Genomic DNA, 20,161 nt, shown 5'->3' on the forward strand with positions numbered 1-20,161 from the left:
ATGAAGCTCCTCTACATCACCAACGGCATCACCGGTTCCGGCGGACTCGAAAGGGTTCTGTCGGTCAAAGCATCGATGCTTGCAGAAGATTTTGGATATGAAGTTCATGTCTTAAGTTTAAACGAAGTAGGAAAAGAACCTTTCTTTCCTTTTTCAAATAAAGTACAGCAACATTCCATCACAGTGACAGGGAATCCAATCCAATATTTTTTACACTATAAAAAAGGAATTCAGAAGGTGGTTGATAAATTTAAACCCGATTTGATTTCCGTATGTGATGATGGCCTTAAAGGTTTTTTCGTACCAAGACTTATTTCCACAAATGCAAAATGGATTTATGAAAGACACGTTTCTAAATTGATTGAAAATTCTGGAGAACAAAATATTTTTTTGTCATTGAAGATGAAATCGAAGTGGAAAATGATGGAATACCTCGCCAAAAACTTTAGCAAATTCGTCGTATTAACCGAAGGAAATTGCGCCGAGTGGTCAACATTGAAAAATTTAATAGTCATCGGTAATCCATTGCCTTTTACTGCTGAAAAAGCTGCTGATCTGGAGGAGAAAATTGTAATTTGTGTTGGGAAAATTTCTTACCAGAAAGGGCAGGATTTATTACTGCAAATTTGGGAAAAAGTAGCAGCGAAACATCCGGAGTGGCAACTCCATTTATATGGCAACGAGAATAAGCAGTTTTTAAACACAGACCGGTTACCAGATAATGTTAGTTATTTTCCTGCAACAAAAAATCTTAAATCAATCTATAGTAATAGTTCAATCTATGTGATGTCATCGCGTTTTGAAGGATTCGGCATGGTTTTAATCGAAGCGATGGAATTTGGCGTGCCTTGTGTTTCTTTCGATTGTAATTACGGTCCGTCCGATATCATAACCGATAATGAGGATGGCTTTTTAATAGAAAATGGTGATATTGTTTCATTTGCGAACCAAATTATTGCATTGATTGAAAATACATATTTAAGAAAGAAAATGGGCGAGAAAGCCCAGGAAAATGTCCAACGGTATTCTGCAAAAAAAATTGTTTTCAAGTGGAATAAGTTATTTAATGAACTAACAAAATAAAGGTTTATGTCTCCTAAAATTTCAGTTATTATACCAGTATTTAACGGTCAAAAAACAATTCTTAATACTATTAAAAATGTTCTAAGTCAAACATTTACAGATTTTGAATTAATAATTGTAAATGATAAAAGTACAGATAGGACACTAGATATTTTAACAAAAGTAGCATCCCATGATAAACGAATACGTATTATTGATAAGCAAAAAAATGAAAAGCCATTCATAGGAAGAATTGATGGGGTACGAATAGCAAAAGCAGAATGGGTAACATTTGTTGATGCAGATGATTACTTTTATCCTAATGCGCTTCAGAAGCTTTATGAGCAAACAGCTAAGCAGCCCCATGTTATATTAGGTTCATACTGTAAAGTTTACGATCGGTTGGGATGGTCCCGTAGTAAGCCTATAAACGTTGTGCCGAAGGAATGTTTAGAGGGTGAATTTATATTTGTGAAATCTAAATTCAGATTGGCATTCTGGGGATGTCATTCAATATTTGTCAGTTCTTGTGCAAAGTTGTATCACATGTCATTATTTAATGATATTAAAGCAATTAACTTTAAGGCAATTCATTCATTTGATGATACATTATTAAATCTATTACTTTTTGAAATGGTAAATAAGATTGTTTTCATTAAAGATCCAATCATAGATTACCGTTATGGTGGTGGAACTAGTAAATTTAATAAACTCGTTCTACCTGATTTAGATGTACTATATCAATATAGATCTTCTTTATTAGATAAATGTTCTGATTCAGAAAAGGAAAATTATTCAAATCTAGAGTATATAAATACTATCTACAGTTATTTTTTAAACGGATTAATTATTGAGAGATGGAGTTCAGATGAGTTCAATATCGAATTAGAAAATAAAAAAGTGCTTCCTGTTTTTAAACACTGTATCGAAATTTCCACTAAATATAATTTAACAAGTGCAACATTTTTTTTAAATTTAAGAAATAAAGAACTTTGTTATAAGCATATTTCTACCGAAGCCAATCGTTTGCGTTTTAAAAGACTTATTTATCGCAGTATTGGTGCTTTTTTAGCTAAACTTTAATATGAAAATTCTCTACCTCACCGATCAAACTTATCTCCACGGCGGCATCGAAAAAGTGCTCTCCCAAAAAGCCAATTATTTTGCGGATGTAAGCAATGATGAAGTTTCTATTGTCACCTACAACCAACAGCAAAATCAACCCATTTATCGCTTGAGTGAAAAGATAAGGATTGTAGATATGGAGATTAACTACGAAATTGGAAGAAGTTATTTTCATCCTGTCAATCTGAAGAAAATTCCCAAACACCGGACTGCTTTAAAAAAAATACTCCGGGACATCCAGCCTGATGTAATCATCAGCTGCAGTTTTGGTCCCGATTTTTATTTTCTGCCTTACGTCGAAAAACAGATTCCAAAAATAAAGGAGTTCCATTCTTCGCGGTATTTTTATAATAATACTTCTTCTTCAGCAAAAGGTGAGGTCTTGAGAATGCTGACGGCAACCACTGAAAAGAAGTACCATCAGTTGGTTGTTCTTAATGACGCTGAACAGCACTTTTATCAGAATAAAAATATAACGGTGATTCCAAACCCCAATGAAATTTCACCCCTTAGAGCAAACCCCGCTTCAAAAAAAATCATGGCAGCCGGACGGATTTCTCCCGTCAAAAATTTCGGAGACCTCATTCATGTATTCGCCAGACTGGCTCCAGATTTCCCGGAGTGGGAACTGCTTTTCTTTGGAGAAGATTATTTGGGAACACAAGCCAAACTGGAGCACCAAATCAGGGAATACGGTTTGCAAAACCAAATCAAATTCATCGGAATTTCCCCTGATTTGAAAACGGAAATGCAACATTACAGCATCTACGCCATGACCTCCGAAACCGAATGTTTTCCCATGGTCTTACTGGAAGCGCTATCCGTTGGAATGCCGGTAATTTCCTACGATAGTCCCACGGGTCCAAAACATATTTTAATGAATAACGAGGATTCTTTTCTTGTTCCTTATAAAAATTTAGATATTTTTGTAAAGAAACTCAAAGAACTGATGCAAAATGAAAACCTCCGCCATGAAATGGGACAAAAAGGACGGGAAAATGTAAAGCGCTTCAGTATTGAAAAAGTAATGCACCAATGGAAAGATCTATTTACTTCATTAATCACCAAAACATCTAGCATCCATCATCCATCACCCATTACCCATCACCCAACACCCAACACCTAACACCACACTCCCTTGTTCGACTGGATCCCCGCAGCATCTTACACCGCTATTCACTATCATGTATTGCTCGTCATTGCCTTACTGATCACTTTTCATGCGATTATTTTCGATGTTAAAGATGAACAGAGCATCAATTTTTTTTATTCCTTTGGGTATGTGGTGGTGGTTACTTTGATTTTCTATATGGGTTTACGCAAAATTAACACCCCATATTTTGGGGATACTTTTAACTATGCAAGAGGATACGATCTATGGCAACAGGGTGTTGACGTTAAAATAAAAGACGACTATCTGTTTAATTATTTGATGAAGTTTTGCAGTGGCTTTATGGACATCCACAGCTTCTTTTTATTGGTAGATATTTTATATATCGTGCCTTGTTTTTTATTTTCAAAGAAATACTTCGGGCGGTATTGGTTTTTCGCCATGTTTATGTTTATCTGCTCCTATTCTTTCTGGACTTATGGAACCAATGGGTTACGAAATGGCTTGGCTACTTCTTTTTTTATTATGGGTCTGTATTTTTACAGTAAAAAATACTGGATGTACTTTTGGTTTATTTTGGGCTATTTCATGCACGCTTCACTTGTTATTCCCATTGCAGCCTTTGTCGTTTCCGGCTTCTATAAAAACCCAAAAGTTTACATCTATATTTGGCTGTTTGCAATTCCGATATCGTTGGTGGGTGGAAGTTCGTGGGGAACCTTATTTGCAACCCTAGGTTTTGAAGACAGAACCGCAGGTTATTTGACCAATTCTGACGAAAGTATGAAAGAGTTCTCGCAAACCGGTTTTCGTTGGGATTTTCTGGTCTACAGCGGTTCAGCAGTGTTTGCCGGTGCCTATTTTATTTTTAAAAAGAAAATTACCGATCCTTTTTATATTCATGTTTTCGGGATCTATTGCATCGCTAATGCGTTCTGGATCTTAGTCATCACTGCTGCTTTCAGCAATCGTTTTGCGTACCTCTCTTGGTTTCTAATGCCGATTATTTTTGCTTATCCGATGTTCCGCTATAAAATGTGGCAGGATCAGTATAAAGTTTTTGGAGGGATATTATTCGCTTATTTTATGTTTACCTATTTTATGAACGTCATCAAATAATAGATATGAATCAATTGCGTAGTATTTCAATTATCATTCCCTGCTATAATGTGGATCAGTATATTTCACAGTGTGTGGGAAGTATCATTTCCCAATCCTATCCGCATTTAGAAATTATCTGTATTAATGATGGTTCTACGGACGGAACTTTTAATGTATTAAATCAATTTGCTGATCAGGACAACCGGATTACAATCATTACTCAGGAAAATAGCGGTATTGCTGCCGCAAGAAATGCAGGATTAAATGTAGCGTCAGGAGATTATATTGCCTTCGTTGATGCTGACGACTGGTTAGAGACAGATGCATTTGAGAAAGTTTTAAAAGACTGCTCTGAGGATATGATCTGTTTTTCGTATTACCGTAATTTCGCGCACGGACAGTTAACCAAAGATTTGGGGTTAGAAGGGATGTTCGATTCAGGTTATATCCAGAGACGGATGATTGGCCTGGTTGATGAGGAACTGGAAGATATAACCTCGTTTGATGCGTTAATTACGTGTTGGGGGAAGCTGTATAAAAAGGAAACTGTCGCAGGAATCCGCTTTAAAGATCTGACGAATTTTGGAACATGGGAAGACGGTATTTTTAATATAGAGGTATTAGAGAACGCTCGTAAAGTGCGGGTGATCAACAAGCCATTATATCACTATCGAAAGCCACTGCAAAACACCTACACCACAAATTATAAACCCGAACTGTATCAAAAATGGAAAAATAAATTTGAGTGGATTCGTACGTTCATCCTGGCGCATGATAAACCTGAAATTTTTGAGGAGGCATTGCGCAACCGCATCAGCGTTACAACACTTAATCTGGCATTCAATGAGATGAACAGCAGTCAATCTTTCGGAGAGAAAAAAGCAAATATTAAAAAAATTCTTAGTGATCCACTCTACGTCAATGCATTTGGGTTTTTCGCGATCAATGATATCCCGGTTATATGGAGGATTTTCTATTACTTTGCAAAGACTGAAAATGCTTTTGCGGTAACGCTGATGTCAGATCTGATTTACCGTTACATTAACAGAAAAAATAAATGAAACCCCTAAAAGTCCTTCAGGTTTTCACCGTCCTCAACCGCGGCGGCGCTGAAACCAATCTGATGAATTACTACCGTCAGATGGATAGGGATCGTGTGCATTTTGATTTTTTAGTACACCGGCAGGAAGAGGGTGCTTACGAACAGGAAATAAAAAAAATGGGCGGTGAGATTTTCCGGTTGCCTGCTCTTCATCCCATGCAGATTAAACACTACAAAGCTGCGGTCAGAAAGTTTTTTGATGATAATCCCGGTTATCAGATCATTCATGGTCAATGCTCCGAATTGGGAATCTTTATCTACCGGGAAGCGAAGAAAAGAAAAATCCCGGTGATTATTGCTCATGCACATAATTCCAAGATGGATTGGGATCAAAAAGCATTGTTCCGGATTTTGTGGAAGCACGGCATGCGGAAATACATCAATACCTATTTTAGCTGTGGACAGGATGCTGCGAAATGGCTCTTCGGTAAAAAAATGGCAGCGAAGGCTTATCAAATGAATAATGCTGTTAATACGGACGATTTTGTCTTCAACCCCTCTTTGCGGGAACGGATGCGTTCAAAACTGCATGCAGAAAATAGCTTTAATGTAATCCATGTCGGTCGTTTCAATATTCAAAAGAACCACTGCTTTTTAATCCATATTTTCTCTGAAATCGTAAAAATTAATCCACAGAGTAAATTATTTTTAGTGGGTGAAGGGGAGCTTAAAAAAGAAATAGAAACCAAAATCCATCAATTGAATCTCACCGAAAAAGTTGAATTTCTAGGTCTGCGCAGTGATGTTGCTGATCTTTTGCAGGCGATGGATGTATTTGTATTTCCTTCCTGGTTTGAAGGATTGCCCGTAGCATTGGTTGAGGCGCAAACGTCTGGGATCCTCTGCGCTGTTTCTGATGCCATCCCTCGTGAGGCCGTCTTGGTGCCGGATATTGTCGAGGTATGTTCGCTGCAGGATTCAGCAAAATACTGGGCTGAAAAGATGATAAAGAGACATCTTACTTTTATCCGTACTGATGTTTCGCACCACATCACTAAGGTGGGGTATGATATAAAAACCAATGCCTCAAAGTTGGAGCAGAAATATAGTGATCTAATCGACCAGTTTTCATGAAAGCACTAACCATCTTTACACCGTCTTATAACCGTGCGCACCTTCTGCCGCGGATCTATACCTGTTTGAAAGACCAGACCTGTCAGGATTTTATCTGGTTAATCATAGACGACGGTTCCGTAGATGATACCCGACAGGTCGTCACTGCTTTTATTCAGGAAGATACAATAGAAATACAATATATTTATCAGGAAAACCAGGGGATGCATGGGGCACACAATACGGCCTATGAAAATATCATTACCCCACTGAACACCTGTATTGACTCCGATGATTGTATGCCCATTGATGCCGTCGGGAAAATTCTGCGCAAATGGGAAATGGTTGAGAATAAAGAAAAATACAGTGGGCTTGTGGGCTTGGATGCTGATCTGAAAGGAAACCTCATCGGCTCCCGGTTTCGCACCGAAACCACCACACTGGAAGACTTTTACCTTCAGGGCGGTACCGGTGATAAAAAATTAGTGTACCGCACAGCAGTGATGCAACAGTATCCGCCTTACCCGTTATTTCCAGGGGAGAAGTATGTAGGGTTGGGTTATAAATACCAACTCGCAGATCAGGATTTCGAATTGGTAACCTTAAATGAGATTTTAGTCCTGGTCGATTATCAGGCAGGCGGTTCTTCCAACAATATGTTTCGCCAGTATTATAACAATCCCCGCGGTTTCGCTTTTATCAGAAAGCAGGGAATGGTCATGTCAAAGTCACCGGTCAAGCGGTTTAAAGATGCGGTTCATTATGTTTCCAGCAGTTTGCTGTCCGGAAACAGGAAATTCATTGCAGAATCCCCGCGCAAAGCAATGACCGTTTTGGCCTTTCCTTTAGGTTTGGTGCTCTATGCAATCGTACTTTTTAAAAACAGAGGTGCTATCGATACTAGTGAACTTTAGACGATCAAAGACCAATTGTTTTTTAGAAAATAACAATGTGATGGGCATGAATACATTTTTTGCTCAAATAAGAAAGTGTAATTATTGATAAATATGAACTCTAACAAATCTAAACCGATCTTTCTATCAGGCCTGAATGGTATCCGCACGATTGCTGCTTTTGGGGTTATTGTTTCACACATCAACATGTCTTTGTTAAAATTGAACATCCATAATTCATCGTTATTTGGATGGAATAAAGAAGGGAAACCAAATGGCTGGGTTTTAGGTGAACATGGGTGACCATGTTTTTTGTTCTAAGTGGTTTTTTAATCACCTACCTTTTACTGAAGGAATATCAAAAAACAAAAACAATAAAAATTAAGGATTTTTATATTCGAAGGATCTTACGGATTTGGCCGCTCTATTATCTCTACATTGGTTTGGTGGCTTTATTAGCTTTAACCTCTATTTCATGGAGCAGTACATGGCTATATTATTTAACTTTTTTTGCTAATATCCCTTTTGTTTTAGGGAGTGCTTTGCCTGCAATGGATCACCTGTGGTCGATCTCGGTAGAAGAACAGTTCTACCTATTTTGGCCTCTTTTATTCTTGTTTTCCCTTAAAGGGAATTTTATAAAAATCATATCGGTAATCATCCTCATTTTGGCGGTTTTCAGAATTTACATATGGTTTACAGCGCCTTTTTCGACCGTAGCTCTGTTTTCAGTAGTGAACAGATTTGACTGCATGTTATTGGGAAGTTTAGGGGCTTACCTGTTTTTTAATCAGTCTAAAATCATCTTTTTTATTGATCATAAAATAACACAAACTTTAGCTTGGTTAATTATCTTTTCGATGATAATCAATGTTTTTTGGTTCTTAAATTCAATTATAGAAATCTTTGTGACAGGTTTCGCTACTTTGGTTATAATAATTGGACAGATCAATATTAAAAACAGAATAGTGAATTTAGAAAATTCAGCGATATCCTATTTGGGAAAACTTTCTTTCGGGATCTATGTTTATCATCCGTTGATTATATTGCTGTTTTCAACCTATTTAAAGTTTGATCCTGCAACTATTCCGATTTCTGAGTTTTGGTATATGGTTTTCGTGTATATTGCTATAATAGGCTTAACGATATTCATTGCACATATCAGCTACTTCCATTTTGAATTAAGATTTTTAAAACTCAAAAAGAAGTTTTCAATAGTGAAATCAACAAACAGCAAATCCGATACAAAATAACACGCTGATAGCAGGTTGTGTTGTAATTTTCCCCGTTTCTAAAAAACCACGTCATTGCGAAGAGACACGACGAAGCAACCTCAAACAACGCATACCAACCCCCATCATCACGAGCGCCGCAACCCATAAATATAAAAACCACCAATACCCTTACTGATGGTTCATTACCCTTACCGGGATGATACAAAAATTACCGCTCCATTTTTGGACGGTAATACAGCAGGAATAAATCCAGATACAGAAGCGGTTTAAGATAGAAAATCAGACCTTCCATTTTGACAAAACCCAGATACTTCTGTTGCCGGTACTTGCGCAATGTACGGGCCGTAACACCCAGCAGCTCGCACACCTCGTGCTCCATCAGAATATTCTCCTTAGTCAGCGGAATAGTCCCTTCTGCCAACTCCTTGTGAACCCTCGAAACCTCCTGATACCACTCCAGAAAGTCCCCGTCTGTGATGAAATTAAAGCTTTTCATAGTTATATTTTAAAAATTGACAACATAAACTTAGTAAGGATTTCCCAATATTAATACACCAATCCCCAAATTAGGGTCAAACCACCCATCATTTAGGGTCAAACCACCGTCACCGCCCACAACCACCGTCATTGCGAGGAGGCACGACGAAGCAACCCTTAAAAATGTGCACACCACCATCATTGCGAGCAGCCACGACGAAGCAACCCTTAAAAATGTGCACACCAACGTCATTGCGAGGAGGAACGACGAAGCAACCCCTAAAAACGAGCTCACCCCCACTTGCAAAAAAAAAATCACTACCTTAGTATCGTGAAAACCAGCTACATATACATCCTTACTAATAAAAACAACACCACCCTATACGTTGGCGTGACTTCCGACTTATCCACCAGAATATTACAGCACCGTTCAAAACAAAATCCACACAGCTTCAGCACTAAATACAACCTGTATAAACTCGTTTACTTTGAAGAATTCCAAAGTATAGTTCAGGCAATCGCAAGAGAAAAACAACTCAAAGCAGGTTCCAGAAAAAAGAAAATAGCCCTAATCAATCAACTCAACCCCGACTGGCTGGACCTCTATGAAAATATAAAATAACACCCGCACAAACCACCGTCATTGCGCACAAACTCGTCATTGCGAGGAGGAACGACGAAGCAACCCTTAAAAATGCGCACACCACCGTCATTGCGAGGAGGCACGACGAAGCAACCCCAACAACGCGCACACCATCCACTACACAACCACTCCCTCCCCACCCCCGTCTATACCCACAGCCACCCCAACACCAGAAGCCAGCCAGAAGCCAACCAGAAGCCAGCCACTCCAACTTTACCTTTTCGCCTGCCAAAAGGGAAGATTACGGAACATGACGGAAGATCATTGGTTTTCAATACCATCACCAATCTACATTTGTCCTGTATTTAAAAAATAATTTATTAACCCCTAAAATTTAAAACAATGGGAAAATTAATTGATTCGCTTTTAGCAGGATCTTCCGGTAGAGTAGGCCGGGTAGTCGTAGCCAACATGTTTGGAAATGATATCTTGAAGCACAGACCACGCAGAAAACAGAAAACACCTACTGCGAAGCAACTTCTTATCCAGGACCGCATGAAGAAGAGTTATGCCTTCATGGGCCCTTACAAAGAATTTGCCAAACGCCATTATGGCGTCCGAATCGGCATGAAATCCCCGTACAATTTGGCCATGACCAATGTAATGAATGCCTTTAAGCTCGACTTCATCCTCTTGGAGATCACGCCCGCTTATTCAGAAATTGAATTTGCCAAAGGACCACTTACGGGAGCAATACCTACGGGCTTAACATCCGACACACCCTCAACATTCACCTTGGTGTGGTATGACAACAGTGGTTCGGTTCCCCTGCGTGAAATAGACCAGTTACAGGTACTCTTCATCGCAGAAGGAGAATCAAAACCGATCTTCATGGAGAATGTCGCCATGCGGGCAGACACCACGATAGACATTCAGGTACCACCAAACCTGCAGGGTAAAACCGTACATGTCTGGATGGCCTTCCTTGAAGACGACTTCAGCAGAGTCTCCACGTCCTCCTATGCCGGAAACGTCCTCATCACCTAAACATCAAACCACCTTAAACCTCAAAACTTCTGATCCCCGATCAGGAGTTTTTTATTGAACAAAAACTTCATTGCAACAAGGCACAACAAATCAACCGCCGCACACCACCGTCATTGCGAGGAGGTCACGACGAAGCAACCCTTAAAAACGCACACAAAAACACTCCATTGAAAGAAATATTTTATCTTTGCTCTAACAAGCATCCGTCAACCATTGAAAAAGCTCTTCCGCATTTCCACCATTCCGATGTCACTCAATCTTTTATTGAAGGGACAGCTGCGTTATTTGAATCAGTTTTATGAAGTGACTGTTATCTCCGGGGCGGGCAGTGATTTGGAGGAAGTCAGAGAAAGAGAAGGTGTGAAAGTCGAAGCCATTGAGATGTCAAGAGAGATTTCTATTCTAAAAGATCTCGTGGCGCTCTTTCAGCTTTACCGCTTTTTCAAAAAAGAAAAACCCGATATCGTACATTCCATTACGCCGAAAGCCGGTTTGCTGACGATGATGGCGGCACGGCTTGCAGGAGTTCCCGTGCGGATGCATACCTTCACCGGCCTTATTTTCCCTTATAAAAAAGGACTGTTGAAATTCATTTTAATCTGGATGGACCGACTCCTGGCAAGCAGTGCCACCCATGTTTATCCCGAAGGAAAAGGCGTAAAAGAAGATCTGGAACGCTACCGCATCTCGCGCAAACCGCTGAAAATATTAGCCCATGGAAATGTAAACGGCATCGATACCTCCTATTTTAATCCTGAAACTATTGCAGAGAGCGATCAGGAGAATCTTCGGCTCCAGCTTGGGCTGTCTGAGGAAGATTTCGTCTTCATCTTCGTTGGCCGCCTCGTCCGTGACAAAGGCATCAACGAACTCGTGACCGCCTTCAAAAACCTCAATGTCATTGCGAGGAGGCACGACGAAGCAACCCCAACACCCCACAATCTCAAACTCCTCCTCGTCGGTCCCTTTGAACAGGAGCTCGATCCTCTGGAAGCAGCTACTTTAAAGGAAATAGAAACCAACCCCCATATTATTTCAGTGGGATTCCAGACAGAGGTACGCCCTTATTTTGCCCTCAGCGACGCTTTGGTTTTCCCGAGCTACCGCGAAGGTTTCCCCAATGTCGTTTTACAGAGTTTAGCCATGGAACTGCCTGCCATTGTCACCGATATTAATGGCTGCAACGAGATCATCACCCCTGGTGAAAACGGACTCATCATTCCTGTCAAAAATGCGGAAGTCCTACAAGCCGCCATGGAAGCATTATACACGGATACCAGCCTTTATCAGTCTTTAAAAAATAACACCCGCAAAAGCATCTTCCTGTACGAACAAAAAGCAGTCTGGGAAGCGCTGTTGGAAGAGTATCGATTGGTGAATGGGGTGAACGTGTGAACCAGTGAAGGGGGTGAATGTTGTCAATGGTGAATGATGATTGCGAAGCAACAGGCGAAGCCAAAAAGGCGAAGCCCTATTCCCCTCCTCTGGAGGGGTGACCCGGAGGGTCGGGGTGGTAAAAAAAACAAACAGGAAGTTAATGTAAAAAGCCAGGCAAGAGATATACAAAAGCATGATTAAAAGTAAATATGAATAATAATCCCTATTTCTGACACGAACCGTACATGAAAAAACTCACCGTTTTCACGCCTACCTATAACCGTGCCTATTGCCTCGGCGACTTATACCAGAGTCTCTGCAGACAGGCCTCTGACGACTTCCTTTGGTTGGTGATCGATGACGGCTCTACTGATGGTACAGAAGCTTTGGTGGCGGGATGGATGGAAGAGGGAAAAATAGAAATCCGCTATCATTACAAAGAAAACGGCGGGATGCATACTGCCCACAATCTGGCTTATGAAAACATAGAAACCGAACTGAATGTCTGCATTGATTCTGATGACCAGATGACCGATGATGCAGTGGCAATAATTAATGGCTTTTGGGACAAAAATAAAGGGGATCAATATGCCGGTATTTTAGGGCTGGATGTGTATAAAGACGGGACGATTGTTTCTGCGAACAAATTTCCGGAGAATATCAAATCGGGGAAGTATTATGAACTGGCTGGAAAATATGGTCTGTCGGGTGATATTAAGTTTGTGTACCGCACAGAAATCATTAAAAAGTACATGCCTTATCCCGTCTTTGAAGGGGAGATCTTTACGCCATTAGGGTATAAATATCTGTTGATAGATTACGATTATGAGATGCTTTTCCTCAATGAGCCCCTTTGTGTCGTTGATTATCGGGCAGATGGGAACAGCCATAATCTGATCAGGCAGTATTTCCGGAATCCTCAGGGGTTTCTGGAAGAAAGGAAAGTCAGAATGAGCTCCTCTTATACCTTTGGTGAGCGCCTTAAGAATACCGTTCATTTCATCACCGCTCAGCTCATTCTGAAAAAACACCGTTTTTGGTCAGACAGTACCAATAAGCTTTTAACGATTATTGTCATGCCTTTGGGTTTTTTATACTATTTTTATCTTCTCTATAAATTAAATTATGACCGGACGAGAAAGTTTTAAAAAATATCATCCGATAATCGCTGTTTTAGGGATGTTTTTTTCTGTGTTCGGCCGAAAGGGAAATCTTTTTCTCTTAAAGGGTTTTCGCCATACCTCTGGGAAAGTCGGCCTGGTTCTTCGGTATGTTTTTCTTAAAAATGCGGCAGAATTTGTAGGGGAGAATGTTTCGGTACAACCGGGGGTGTATTTGCTTAATGTTCAGAATTTACATCTTGGCAATAATGTGAGTATTCACCCCATGTGCTATATCGATGCGAAAGGAGGGATAAAAATTGGGAATGAGGTTTCTATAGCACATGGTTCCAGTATTTTGTCGACCAACCACGACTGGACGGATAGGAGGGTTCCCATTAAATATAATACAGTGCAATTAGAAAAAGTCATTATAGAAGATGATGTTTGGATTGGATGTGGTGTCCGTATTTTGGCGGGGGTTCATGTTGGAAGCAGAAGCGTTATTGCCGCCGGATCTGTTGTCAATAAGGATGTAGAACCGAATACGGTCGTCGTAGGAGTTCCTGCCAAAATGGTCAAAACGATTTAGCCCATTTAAGGCACAAAAGTTTCCATGAGTTTAGAAAATCTATGATTTTCCTACTACTTTATTTTCTTACTAGGGAAGCTATTTTAAACTCATGTACCTCATGTGATTAAAATAAATGTAAACAGGCTCTTAAAAGATTGAGCAGTGATATAGATGAAAAAATTAACACTCTTCAATGGAAGGGGGGGCATCCACAAAAACACAAATTAACAGCCTTGAAAAAACTGATCCGCATTACGACCATTCCTCTCTCCCTGGACAAGCTTCTGGGGGAGCAGCTGACGTATATGAATCAGTTTTATGAAGTCACCGCTGTTTCTGCGGATCAAAAAGAGCTCGAAAGGGTTGCCGCTAAATATGGCGTCCGACACCACCATGTGGAAATGACGCGTACCATTTCCCCTCTGAGAGATATGGTAGCCGTTTGGCAGCTTTACCGTTTTCTGCGGCAGCAAAAGCCCCATATCGTACACAGTCATACCCCAAAAGCCGGGATTGTCGGCATGATGGCTGCCTGGCTGGCCGGTGTTCCCCATCGCCTGCATACCGTAGCCGGTTTACCTCTTCTGGAAAGGGGAGGATCGAAAAGAACCTTACTGAACCACATCGAAAAACTCACGTGCCGGCTGGCGACCCAAGTTTATCCCAATTCTTTTGAACTTCAGAAAATAATCATGCGGGCCAAATTCTGTGCGCCCCATAAAATGAAAGTCATCGGTCAAGGAAGCAGCAACGGCATCGATACCGACCATTTCAGCCCGGCCCAAATTACCGCCGAAGAGCAGCAAAACCTGCGAACCGAACTGGGGCTTTCTCCGGACGATTTTGTTTTCATCTTCGTAGGCAGGCTGGTTTGCGATAAAGGGATTAATGAATTGGTTGCGGCTTTTAAAAAGGTCGCTTCCGCCCGTTTCGACTTTGCTCAACGACCGCTGTTCTGTGACGGGAGTGTGATGCCGGTTGGCGGAAATATAAAGCTCTTGCTGGTCGGCCCTTTAGAGCAGGAGCTCGATCCTTTGCGTACAGAAACTTTAAGTGAAATAGAATCGAATCCCGATATTATTTCTGTCGGTTATCAGGAAGAGGTGCGGCCTTATTTTGCAGTGAGCAATGCTTTGGTTTTCCCCAGCTACCGCGAAGGGTTTCCCAATGTCGTTCTTCAGAGTTTAGCCATGGAACTGCCCGCAATCGTGACCGACATCAACGGCTGCAATGAAGTCATCCGCAATGGATATAATGGACTGGTGGTTCCGCCAAAAGATGAGACTGCTCTTCAAACTGCGATGGAACATCTTTCCAGTGATCCGACTCTTTATGATGGTCTGAAAAGCAATGCCCAAAAGAGTGTCCTGCCTTATGAACAAATCGTAGTCTGGGAAGCCCTTTTGGAGGAGTATAGAATGGTTTCGGAGATGAGTGAGCGCAGAAAATGAGCGGGCAAGTAAAGAAAAGACAAAACAGAAGAAAATATCCCTTTTCATCTTGAGATCCCTCGATTCCTCGGGATGACAGCGTGCGAGATGACAGCTGCTGTCATTGACTTCGTCGGGATGAGAGGGGAATCAGAAATGGAGTTCTGAATCCAAAATCCAATTTTTTACCTTTCTCTCATTTAAAATCTCAGTTCAGGAATTCCTGTTCTTTTTTTACTTTGATAGGGGCCGCCTTCAGGAAATGTTGACCGTACAGGAACAGTAAATCGGCGTATCCTTTTCTGTCTTTATATTTTGTTTCAACTGTATAGGTGTTTTTTCTGATACAGTGCGCCTGGTCAAGGGCGATTTTTTTACGCCGGAAATCTCCGGTTTCGAAATTGATCTGTAAGATGATGATGTATAGATCGGTTTTCGTTCCCCTGACCGTGAATTTTATTTCAGTATGATCTCTTACTGCATTTTCTAAGCCAGGGTTTTTAGTGTTGTCTGTATGAAAGTCAGCTGCTGTTTGTTTTGGTGTTTTTAAAGTCTGGAATTCTTTTTCAGGGCGGTTATAAGATGGTTCATTGACTTTATTGCACTGGTGATATTGAAGGCCTCTATACTTGGCAGGGTTTCTTTTGGAAGTTCTTGTAATTTCGTAAAAGTTTCTTTTTTTTTGTCCATTCGGACGAATTGTTTGCCGTTGGCCATGTAGTATACGAGTCCGTTTATTGTTCCGCTAAAGTTAGTGAAGTTTGTGATTTTTGCCATTTTTTTTGTTTTTAAGGGTTAGAGTGTTTCTTTTAATGTAAATTGTTGGTTGTTAGTTCTTTTGCCTTGATGCAAAAGAACCAAAAAATCAAGACCTGGATCTTTTTGCTAAAAAATGAAGATTTCTTCTTAGAAAATCCCCAAAATTTATCTCGTCCCTAAGACGAGACTCGGGCGGAAACAAGATTTGTTATCGATTTAAAGTTATTGCCGCCCTCGAACAGTGGGTATTTTAGGCGGGTATGCTCGGTTAAAAGCTGAATGGGAAGAAATCTTCATTTTTCTTAACGCAAAAATCTCCTAAGTCGACCCTCCAAGAAAAGCAGTTTTCATTAAAAAGGCGGTGTCATTGTGGGCGATGGGAATAATCTGATTATGAGGATTCCCGTAGCAAAAGCATCTTTTTTTTACATCTCCTAAGTCATTTTAATTTGGTTTTTACATTCAGGTTTTGTTGAAAAATCGAAGTCGTTCCTTTTGGGGTTGGAGAAATGAATTTGATTTTTCTTTATTCTTTTACTTTTTGTCTTGACACAAAAAGTAACAAAAAAGTCAAGACTGGATCTTTTTGCTAAAAAATGAAGATTTCTTCTTAGAAAATCCCCAAACTTGCACGGGAACCAAGTATCGTTTCGAAACGAGATTATGGCCGTGCTTCGGACAAAGGGGATTTTTAGGTGTTGTGCTCGTTTAAAGATTTCGATGGGAAGAAATCTTCATTTTTCTTAACGCAAAAATCTCCTAAGTCGGGGGTTTAGTGCCAACTGGCGATACGGTGTAATCGTGATGTAGCGATGTCTTTTCGATCATTGTAATTTGGGTAATTGTTGCCATTTTCTTTGTTTTTTAGGGTTAGACTGTTTGTTTTTTTTGCGGGTGTTTTTTGGGTGTTTTAATAAAAGCCTCCCCGGAGGGAGGCTGGTTCCGTTTTGGTTTTATTTGAATTTCTTTCTGAAACGGATCAGAAGAAATTTGACCGCGAGGGTGAAGAGGTAACTTGAGATTCCTCCGAGGCCTGCCAAAACGACGGTTTTGAGGACTTCCCCGCTTTCAATCTGCATCAGGACAATGAGTGCCACGCCACTGAACGCACTGATGCGCTGTGAACTGTCAAAGTGGATCATGGCTGCCCTTCATCGGTGATGGCCGTCTGGCTGATGGCACTGGCGATGGCGCCTGCGATGGCCAGATAGCCGGCTGCCGTGATGAGCACCGCGGGCAGAGCTACCGGTGCCGTGAGTACCGCTCCGCTTATGGCGGTGAGCAGGAGGCCCGCATTTCTGATTTTGCGGAAGAACCGTGGCGTGGGTTCCTGCATTCTCTGAATGATGTTTTTCATTTTTCAGCGTTTTTTATGGTTAGCGTTATTTCGTGACCATTATCCATTAGCGGATAAAGGCGGTCTTTCATTCTTTGCAAAGCAGCCCTGGAGGCGCTGCCTTTTCCTTCACCGGTATGCTCTGTGACCGGCGCGATGCATCCCCTGAGTTCTCTGCCGGCATCATTGGCGGCATGGAAGAGGATGTATTTCCTGTCAGGAACATCCATGACTTCAAAATGGGATTTGAATTTTGGGCTACAGCGTTTGCGCAGTCTGTAGTTTCCCGGAGGAATGCATGAAACCCGCGGTTGGTTGTTCTTCCAGGGGAGTTCCACCGTTTTGCAGAGTTCCATCCCGTTGAAGAGCAGTACCCCGTTGGTTCCTTGGGGATAGCATGTTCTGATCACCTGAAGCTCCATGGTTATGGGGTACCTGAGACGTTGACAATCTGCAGTGCATTATAGACCCCGTTTTTCAACTCGTAAAAAGTACCGTTGACTTCCTGATAGAAATTGATCCCGAACACCAGGAAGAGCGGGTTGACCGAGTTTTCCGGCAGGTTGTTGTTCAGCTGCACCGCTGTGGTGAGTACCGTATCAATCGGTAGCACGGGTGTTGCATTCTTTTCGGAAACAAATGTTCCGGTTTCGAAATTAATGTCCATGGCCGCAGCAGCCAGTTTGTAATGGGTGCTGCCTGCGGGTGCTCCGAGGCTTTCCGTCGGGATGAACGGTTCAATTTCAACCACCGCATCGCCAGTAACCCGGTCTAAAGTTGCGGTAAAGGGTGCTGAGATTGAATGTTCCAATTTTCCGTGAATATTGAATTCGAATCCCAGCAGCAATTCAGCCTCTCCGTCGATGACATTCCGCTGCCCGCGTGGGTTGACTGCATCCAGCTGGATGACTTTGACCATCTCTTTGGTGAGTCTGCTGACCATTCTGCGGTCTGCCGAAGTTCTGAGCAGACTCTGAATGGAGGAACGCAGCACTTTACCTGCTTTACCTGCTCTTCCGAATTCTGCCATATTTTCCCGGGTTCTCTGGAATCTGGGATCGTTCTGCATCCGTTCTGCGGTGATTCCGCCTTTTTCTCTGGCCATGTAGCCGTCTTTGGTACGGTAGAAGGTGATGTCCCCCATGGTACCTTTCAATTTAATAAGACCTTTTTGTCTTGCCATTTTGTTTGTTTTTAAAAATTAAAGATTCAGATGTTGAGGTACATCCGGTAAAACCTGTTGTGATCACGGGGCAAAATTTGGTATAAAATTCATACGAAGCAAGTGTTCATACCGGTTGCGCCGTTTTTAGCCGGTAACGCCGTTTATTTCCGGAATGGGGTGGATTATGCCGAATTTGCCGAAAAGTGCTGTTTGTTCCGGTTTCTACGCAGGAGTTTTCATGAACTCCTCATGAACTATCCATGAAGTATCCATGAAGCATCCATGAAGCATCCATGAAGCATCTTTGGAGCATCTCATAAAAATGGGTGGAGAGGGTGTGGAATGGTGGGGTTGTGGGCTTGTGAACGTGTGAACTAGTGGTTGCGCCACTGAGCGCTTTTCATTGATGTTTCTTATTGGCAAATAGGGTCAGTTGCTTGCCACTTGAACAGTGGTGATTTCTTTTTTCTTTACGTTCTTTTGTCTTGAAACAAAAGGTACTGTGTTAATTTCCAAATATTTTTCGATATTTGTTTAAACTATTTTAAGGAGAGCTTTATGTTCATCCTGTGTAGGCAGGCGCAATCCTGTCTTCTTTTTTTTGCTCATAAGATGAATCAAACTCTTCATCGCTTTTCCATAGGACATACATTAAGATTAATAACTTTCTAGCCACAGCTGTTACTGCTATCTTTTTTGCTGGCTTTCTGTCCTTCAAATTATTGTAAAAATCTTTCATTACTGGATTAAATCTACTGGCACACAAGGCGGGCATATATAATGCATAACGGATAAAACTATTTCCTTTTTTGGAGATTCTTGTTTTGCCTATTCGGTTACCAGATTGGTTTTGCTGAATATCTAATCCTGCATAACTCGCCAATTGCCTTGTGTTCGTTATTAGAGCGAAGGCATTGGTTTCCGCTACGATGCATACTACCGTTATAAAACTTACTCCCGGTATAGTGCAAATCTTTTGAATCTTCTCATAAAACTCAGAATCGGACATGATCAACATTCTTAATTCTGCCTCTACTTCCAAGCCCTGGGCTTCAAGTAAAGCGAGTTGCTTTTTCATCCTTTTTTCTGTTGAAGAAGGACATCCGTGGCTATGATGGCGTGCGTGTAATTGATTTTTAATTTGGTTGATTTTATACTTTAATTCACGATATTCACGACTGAAAAACTTTAATTCCCGCATGATTTTACTCGGCATGTTCCAATGAGTTAATTTTCTTTCTAATCCTAACTTGCATAGAACCTCAGAATCCTTCTGATCCGTCTTGGTCTTTACATTTAAACTCTTAGAGTAATGCTTAACCATGTTAGGGAGTAAGACTGACAAATTGCAATCATGCTCGCTTAAATAATACGCCAAGTGCTCATAATAAACTCCTGTTGCCTCCATTACAAAGATTAATTCCGCCAAAACTTTCTGTTGATTTGTCCATTTCAAAAGTTCTTTAAAACCCTCACGGTTATTGCCAAACCTTTTACTCTTTCCAATTTTGTGATTCTGAAAACCATCTGAAGTTGCGAAACAGCAATCTAAAAAGTCCATTGACACGTCAATCCCTATACAATGTTTCTCCATAATTTTTTAATTTTAATTGGAAAAAAGCCACAGTTCC

Annotated in this window: 20 protein-coding genes; 14 read left to right on the plus strand and 6 right to left on the minus strand. The window is 41.0% G+C overall.

Annotated elements, in window-relative coordinates:
- The 8 genes from QGN23_RS13580 (at window position 1) to QGN23_RS13615 (ending at window position 8,700) form a co-directional block, all read left to right on the plus strand.
- Window positions 1-1,083: a glycosyltransferase family 4 protein gene (locus QGN23_RS13580; RefSeq protein ID WP_282904781.1), complete on the plus strand. Its 1,083-nt coding sequence runs from the start codon at window positions 1-3 to the stop codon at window positions 1,081-1,083.
- A gap of 6 nt (window positions 1,084-1,089) precedes the next feature.
- Window positions 1,090-2,145 carry a glycosyltransferase family 2 protein gene (locus QGN23_RS13585; protein WP_282904782.1) on the plus strand — a complete coding sequence of 352 codons (1,056 nt, stop codon included), beginning with the start codon at window positions 1,090-1,092 and terminating at the stop codon, window positions 2,143-2,145.
- Window position 2,146: 1 nt separating this feature from the next.
- Window positions 2,147-3,313 (plus strand): glycosyltransferase family 4 protein, encoded by a 1,167-nt coding sequence (locus tag QGN23_RS13590; protein WP_282904783.1) that lies wholly within the window; start codon window positions 2,147-2,149, stop codon window positions 3,311-3,313.
- 12 nt (window positions 3,314-3,325) lie between these two features.
- Window positions 3,326-4,417, plus strand: a complete 1,092-nt coding sequence (locus QGN23_RS13595; RefSeq protein WP_282904784.1) for an EpsG family protein — start codon at window positions 3,326-3,328, stop codon at window positions 4,415-4,417.
- Window positions 4,418-4,422: 5 nt separating this feature from the next.
- Window positions 4,423-5,460 carry a glycosyltransferase family 2 protein gene (locus QGN23_RS13600; RefSeq protein WP_282904785.1) on the plus strand — a complete coding sequence of 346 codons (1,038 nt, stop codon included), beginning with the start codon at window positions 4,423-4,425 and terminating at the stop codon, window positions 5,458-5,460.
- Entirely contained in the window at window positions 5,457-6,575 is a 1,119-nt protein-coding gene (locus QGN23_RS13605; protein WP_282904786.1) for a glycosyltransferase family 1 protein, read from the plus strand. Before QGN23_RS13600 ends, QGN23_RS13605 begins: the two co-directional genes overlap by 4 nt.
- Entirely contained in the window at window positions 6,572-7,468 is an 897-nt protein-coding gene (locus tag QGN23_RS13610; RefSeq protein ID WP_282904787.1) for a glycosyltransferase family 2 protein, read from the plus strand. The genes QGN23_RS13605 and QGN23_RS13610 overlap by 4 nt, the downstream gene beginning before the upstream one ends.
- 284 nt (window positions 7,469-7,752) lie before the next feature.
- Window positions 7,753-8,700 (plus strand): acyltransferase family protein, encoded by a 948-nt coding sequence (locus QGN23_RS13615; protein ID WP_282904788.1) that lies wholly within the window; start codon window positions 7,753-7,755, stop codon window positions 8,698-8,700.
- 190 nt (window positions 8,701-8,890) lie between these two features.
- Here the strand turns inward: QGN23_RS13615 and QGN23_RS13620 are convergent, their stop codons facing one another.
- Window positions 8,891-9,178, minus strand: a complete 288-nt coding sequence (locus tag QGN23_RS13620; protein ID WP_282904789.1) for a MerR family transcriptional regulator — start codon at window positions 9,176-9,178, stop codon at window positions 8,891-8,893.
- Between the two features lie 312 nt (window positions 9,179-9,490).
- Here QGN23_RS13620 and QGN23_RS13625 point away from each other — a divergent pair, with 312 nt between their 5' ends.
- From QGN23_RS13625 to QGN23_RS13650, 6 genes are all read left to right on the plus strand, one after another.
- A complete protein-coding gene (locus QGN23_RS13625) occupies window positions 9,491-9,781 on the plus strand; it encodes a GIY-YIG nuclease family protein (protein ID WP_282904790.1) in 291 nt (96 codons plus the stop codon).
- Window positions 9,782-10,144: 363 nt separating this feature from the next.
- Window positions 10,145-10,789 (plus strand): DUF6266 family protein, encoded by a 645-nt coding sequence (locus QGN23_RS13630; RefSeq protein WP_282904791.1) that lies wholly within the window; start codon window positions 10,145-10,147, stop codon window positions 10,787-10,789.
- Between the two features lie 213 nt (window positions 10,790-11,002).
- Complete coding sequence (locus QGN23_RS13635) at window positions 11,003-12,184, plus strand: glycosyltransferase family 4 protein (RefSeq protein ID WP_282904792.1); 1,182 nt, start codon at window positions 11,003-11,005, stop codon at window positions 12,182-12,184.
- A gap of 227 nt (window positions 12,185-12,411) precedes the next feature.
- On the plus strand, window positions 12,412-13,314 hold the full coding sequence (locus QGN23_RS13640) for a glycosyltransferase family 2 protein (RefSeq protein ID WP_282904793.1): 903 nt from the start codon (window positions 12,412-12,414) through the stop codon (window positions 13,312-13,314).
- Window positions 13,292-13,858: an acyltransferase gene (locus QGN23_RS13645; protein ID WP_282904794.1), complete on the plus strand. Its 567-nt coding sequence runs from the start codon at window positions 13,292-13,294 to the stop codon at window positions 13,856-13,858. Before QGN23_RS13640 ends, QGN23_RS13645 begins: the two co-directional genes overlap by 23 nt.
- A 287-nt stretch (window positions 13,859-14,145) precedes the next feature.
- Window positions 14,146-15,291 carry a glycosyltransferase family 4 protein gene (locus QGN23_RS13650; RefSeq protein ID WP_282904795.1) on the plus strand — a complete coding sequence of 382 codons (1,146 nt, stop codon included), beginning with the start codon at window positions 14,146-14,148 and terminating at the stop codon, window positions 15,289-15,291.
- Window positions 15,292-15,816: 525 nt separating this feature from the next.
- Here QGN23_RS13650 and QGN23_RS13655 read toward each other — a convergent pair.
- The 5 genes from QGN23_RS13655 to QGN23_RS13675 form a co-directional block, all read right to left on the minus strand.
- Entirely contained in the window at window positions 15,817-16,047 is a 231-nt protein-coding gene (locus QGN23_RS13655; RefSeq protein WP_282904796.1) for a hypothetical protein, read from the minus strand.
- Window positions 16,048-17,167: 1,120 nt separating this feature from the next.
- Window positions 17,168-17,386, minus strand: a complete 219-nt coding sequence (locus QGN23_RS13660) for a hypothetical protein (protein WP_282904797.1) — start codon at window positions 17,384-17,386, stop codon at window positions 17,168-17,170.
- Window positions 17,383-17,787 carry a DUF5675 family protein gene (locus tag QGN23_RS13665; RefSeq protein WP_282904798.1) on the minus strand — a complete coding sequence of 135 codons (405 nt, stop codon included), beginning with the start codon at window positions 17,785-17,787 and terminating at the stop codon, window positions 17,383-17,385. The genes QGN23_RS13660 and QGN23_RS13665 overlap by 4 nt, the downstream gene beginning before the upstream one ends.
- 2 nt (window positions 17,788-17,789) lie before the next feature.
- On the minus strand, window positions 17,790-18,548 hold the full coding sequence (locus tag QGN23_RS13670; RefSeq protein ID WP_282904799.1) for a hypothetical protein: 759 nt from the start codon (window positions 18,546-18,548) through the stop codon (window positions 17,790-17,792).
- Between the two features lie 544 nt (window positions 18,549-19,092).
- Window positions 19,093-20,124: an IS110 family RNA-guided transposase gene (locus tag QGN23_RS13675; RefSeq protein WP_282904800.1), complete on the minus strand. Its 1,032-nt coding sequence runs from the start codon at window positions 20,122-20,124 to the stop codon at window positions 19,093-19,095.
- Window positions 20,125-20,161 lie beyond the last annotated feature (37 nt).

The organism is Chryseobacterium gotjawalense (assembly GCF_030012525.1).
Classification (GTDB): Bacteria; Bacteroidota; Bacteroidia; order Flavobacteriales; family Weeksellaceae; genus Kaistella; species Kaistella gotjawalense.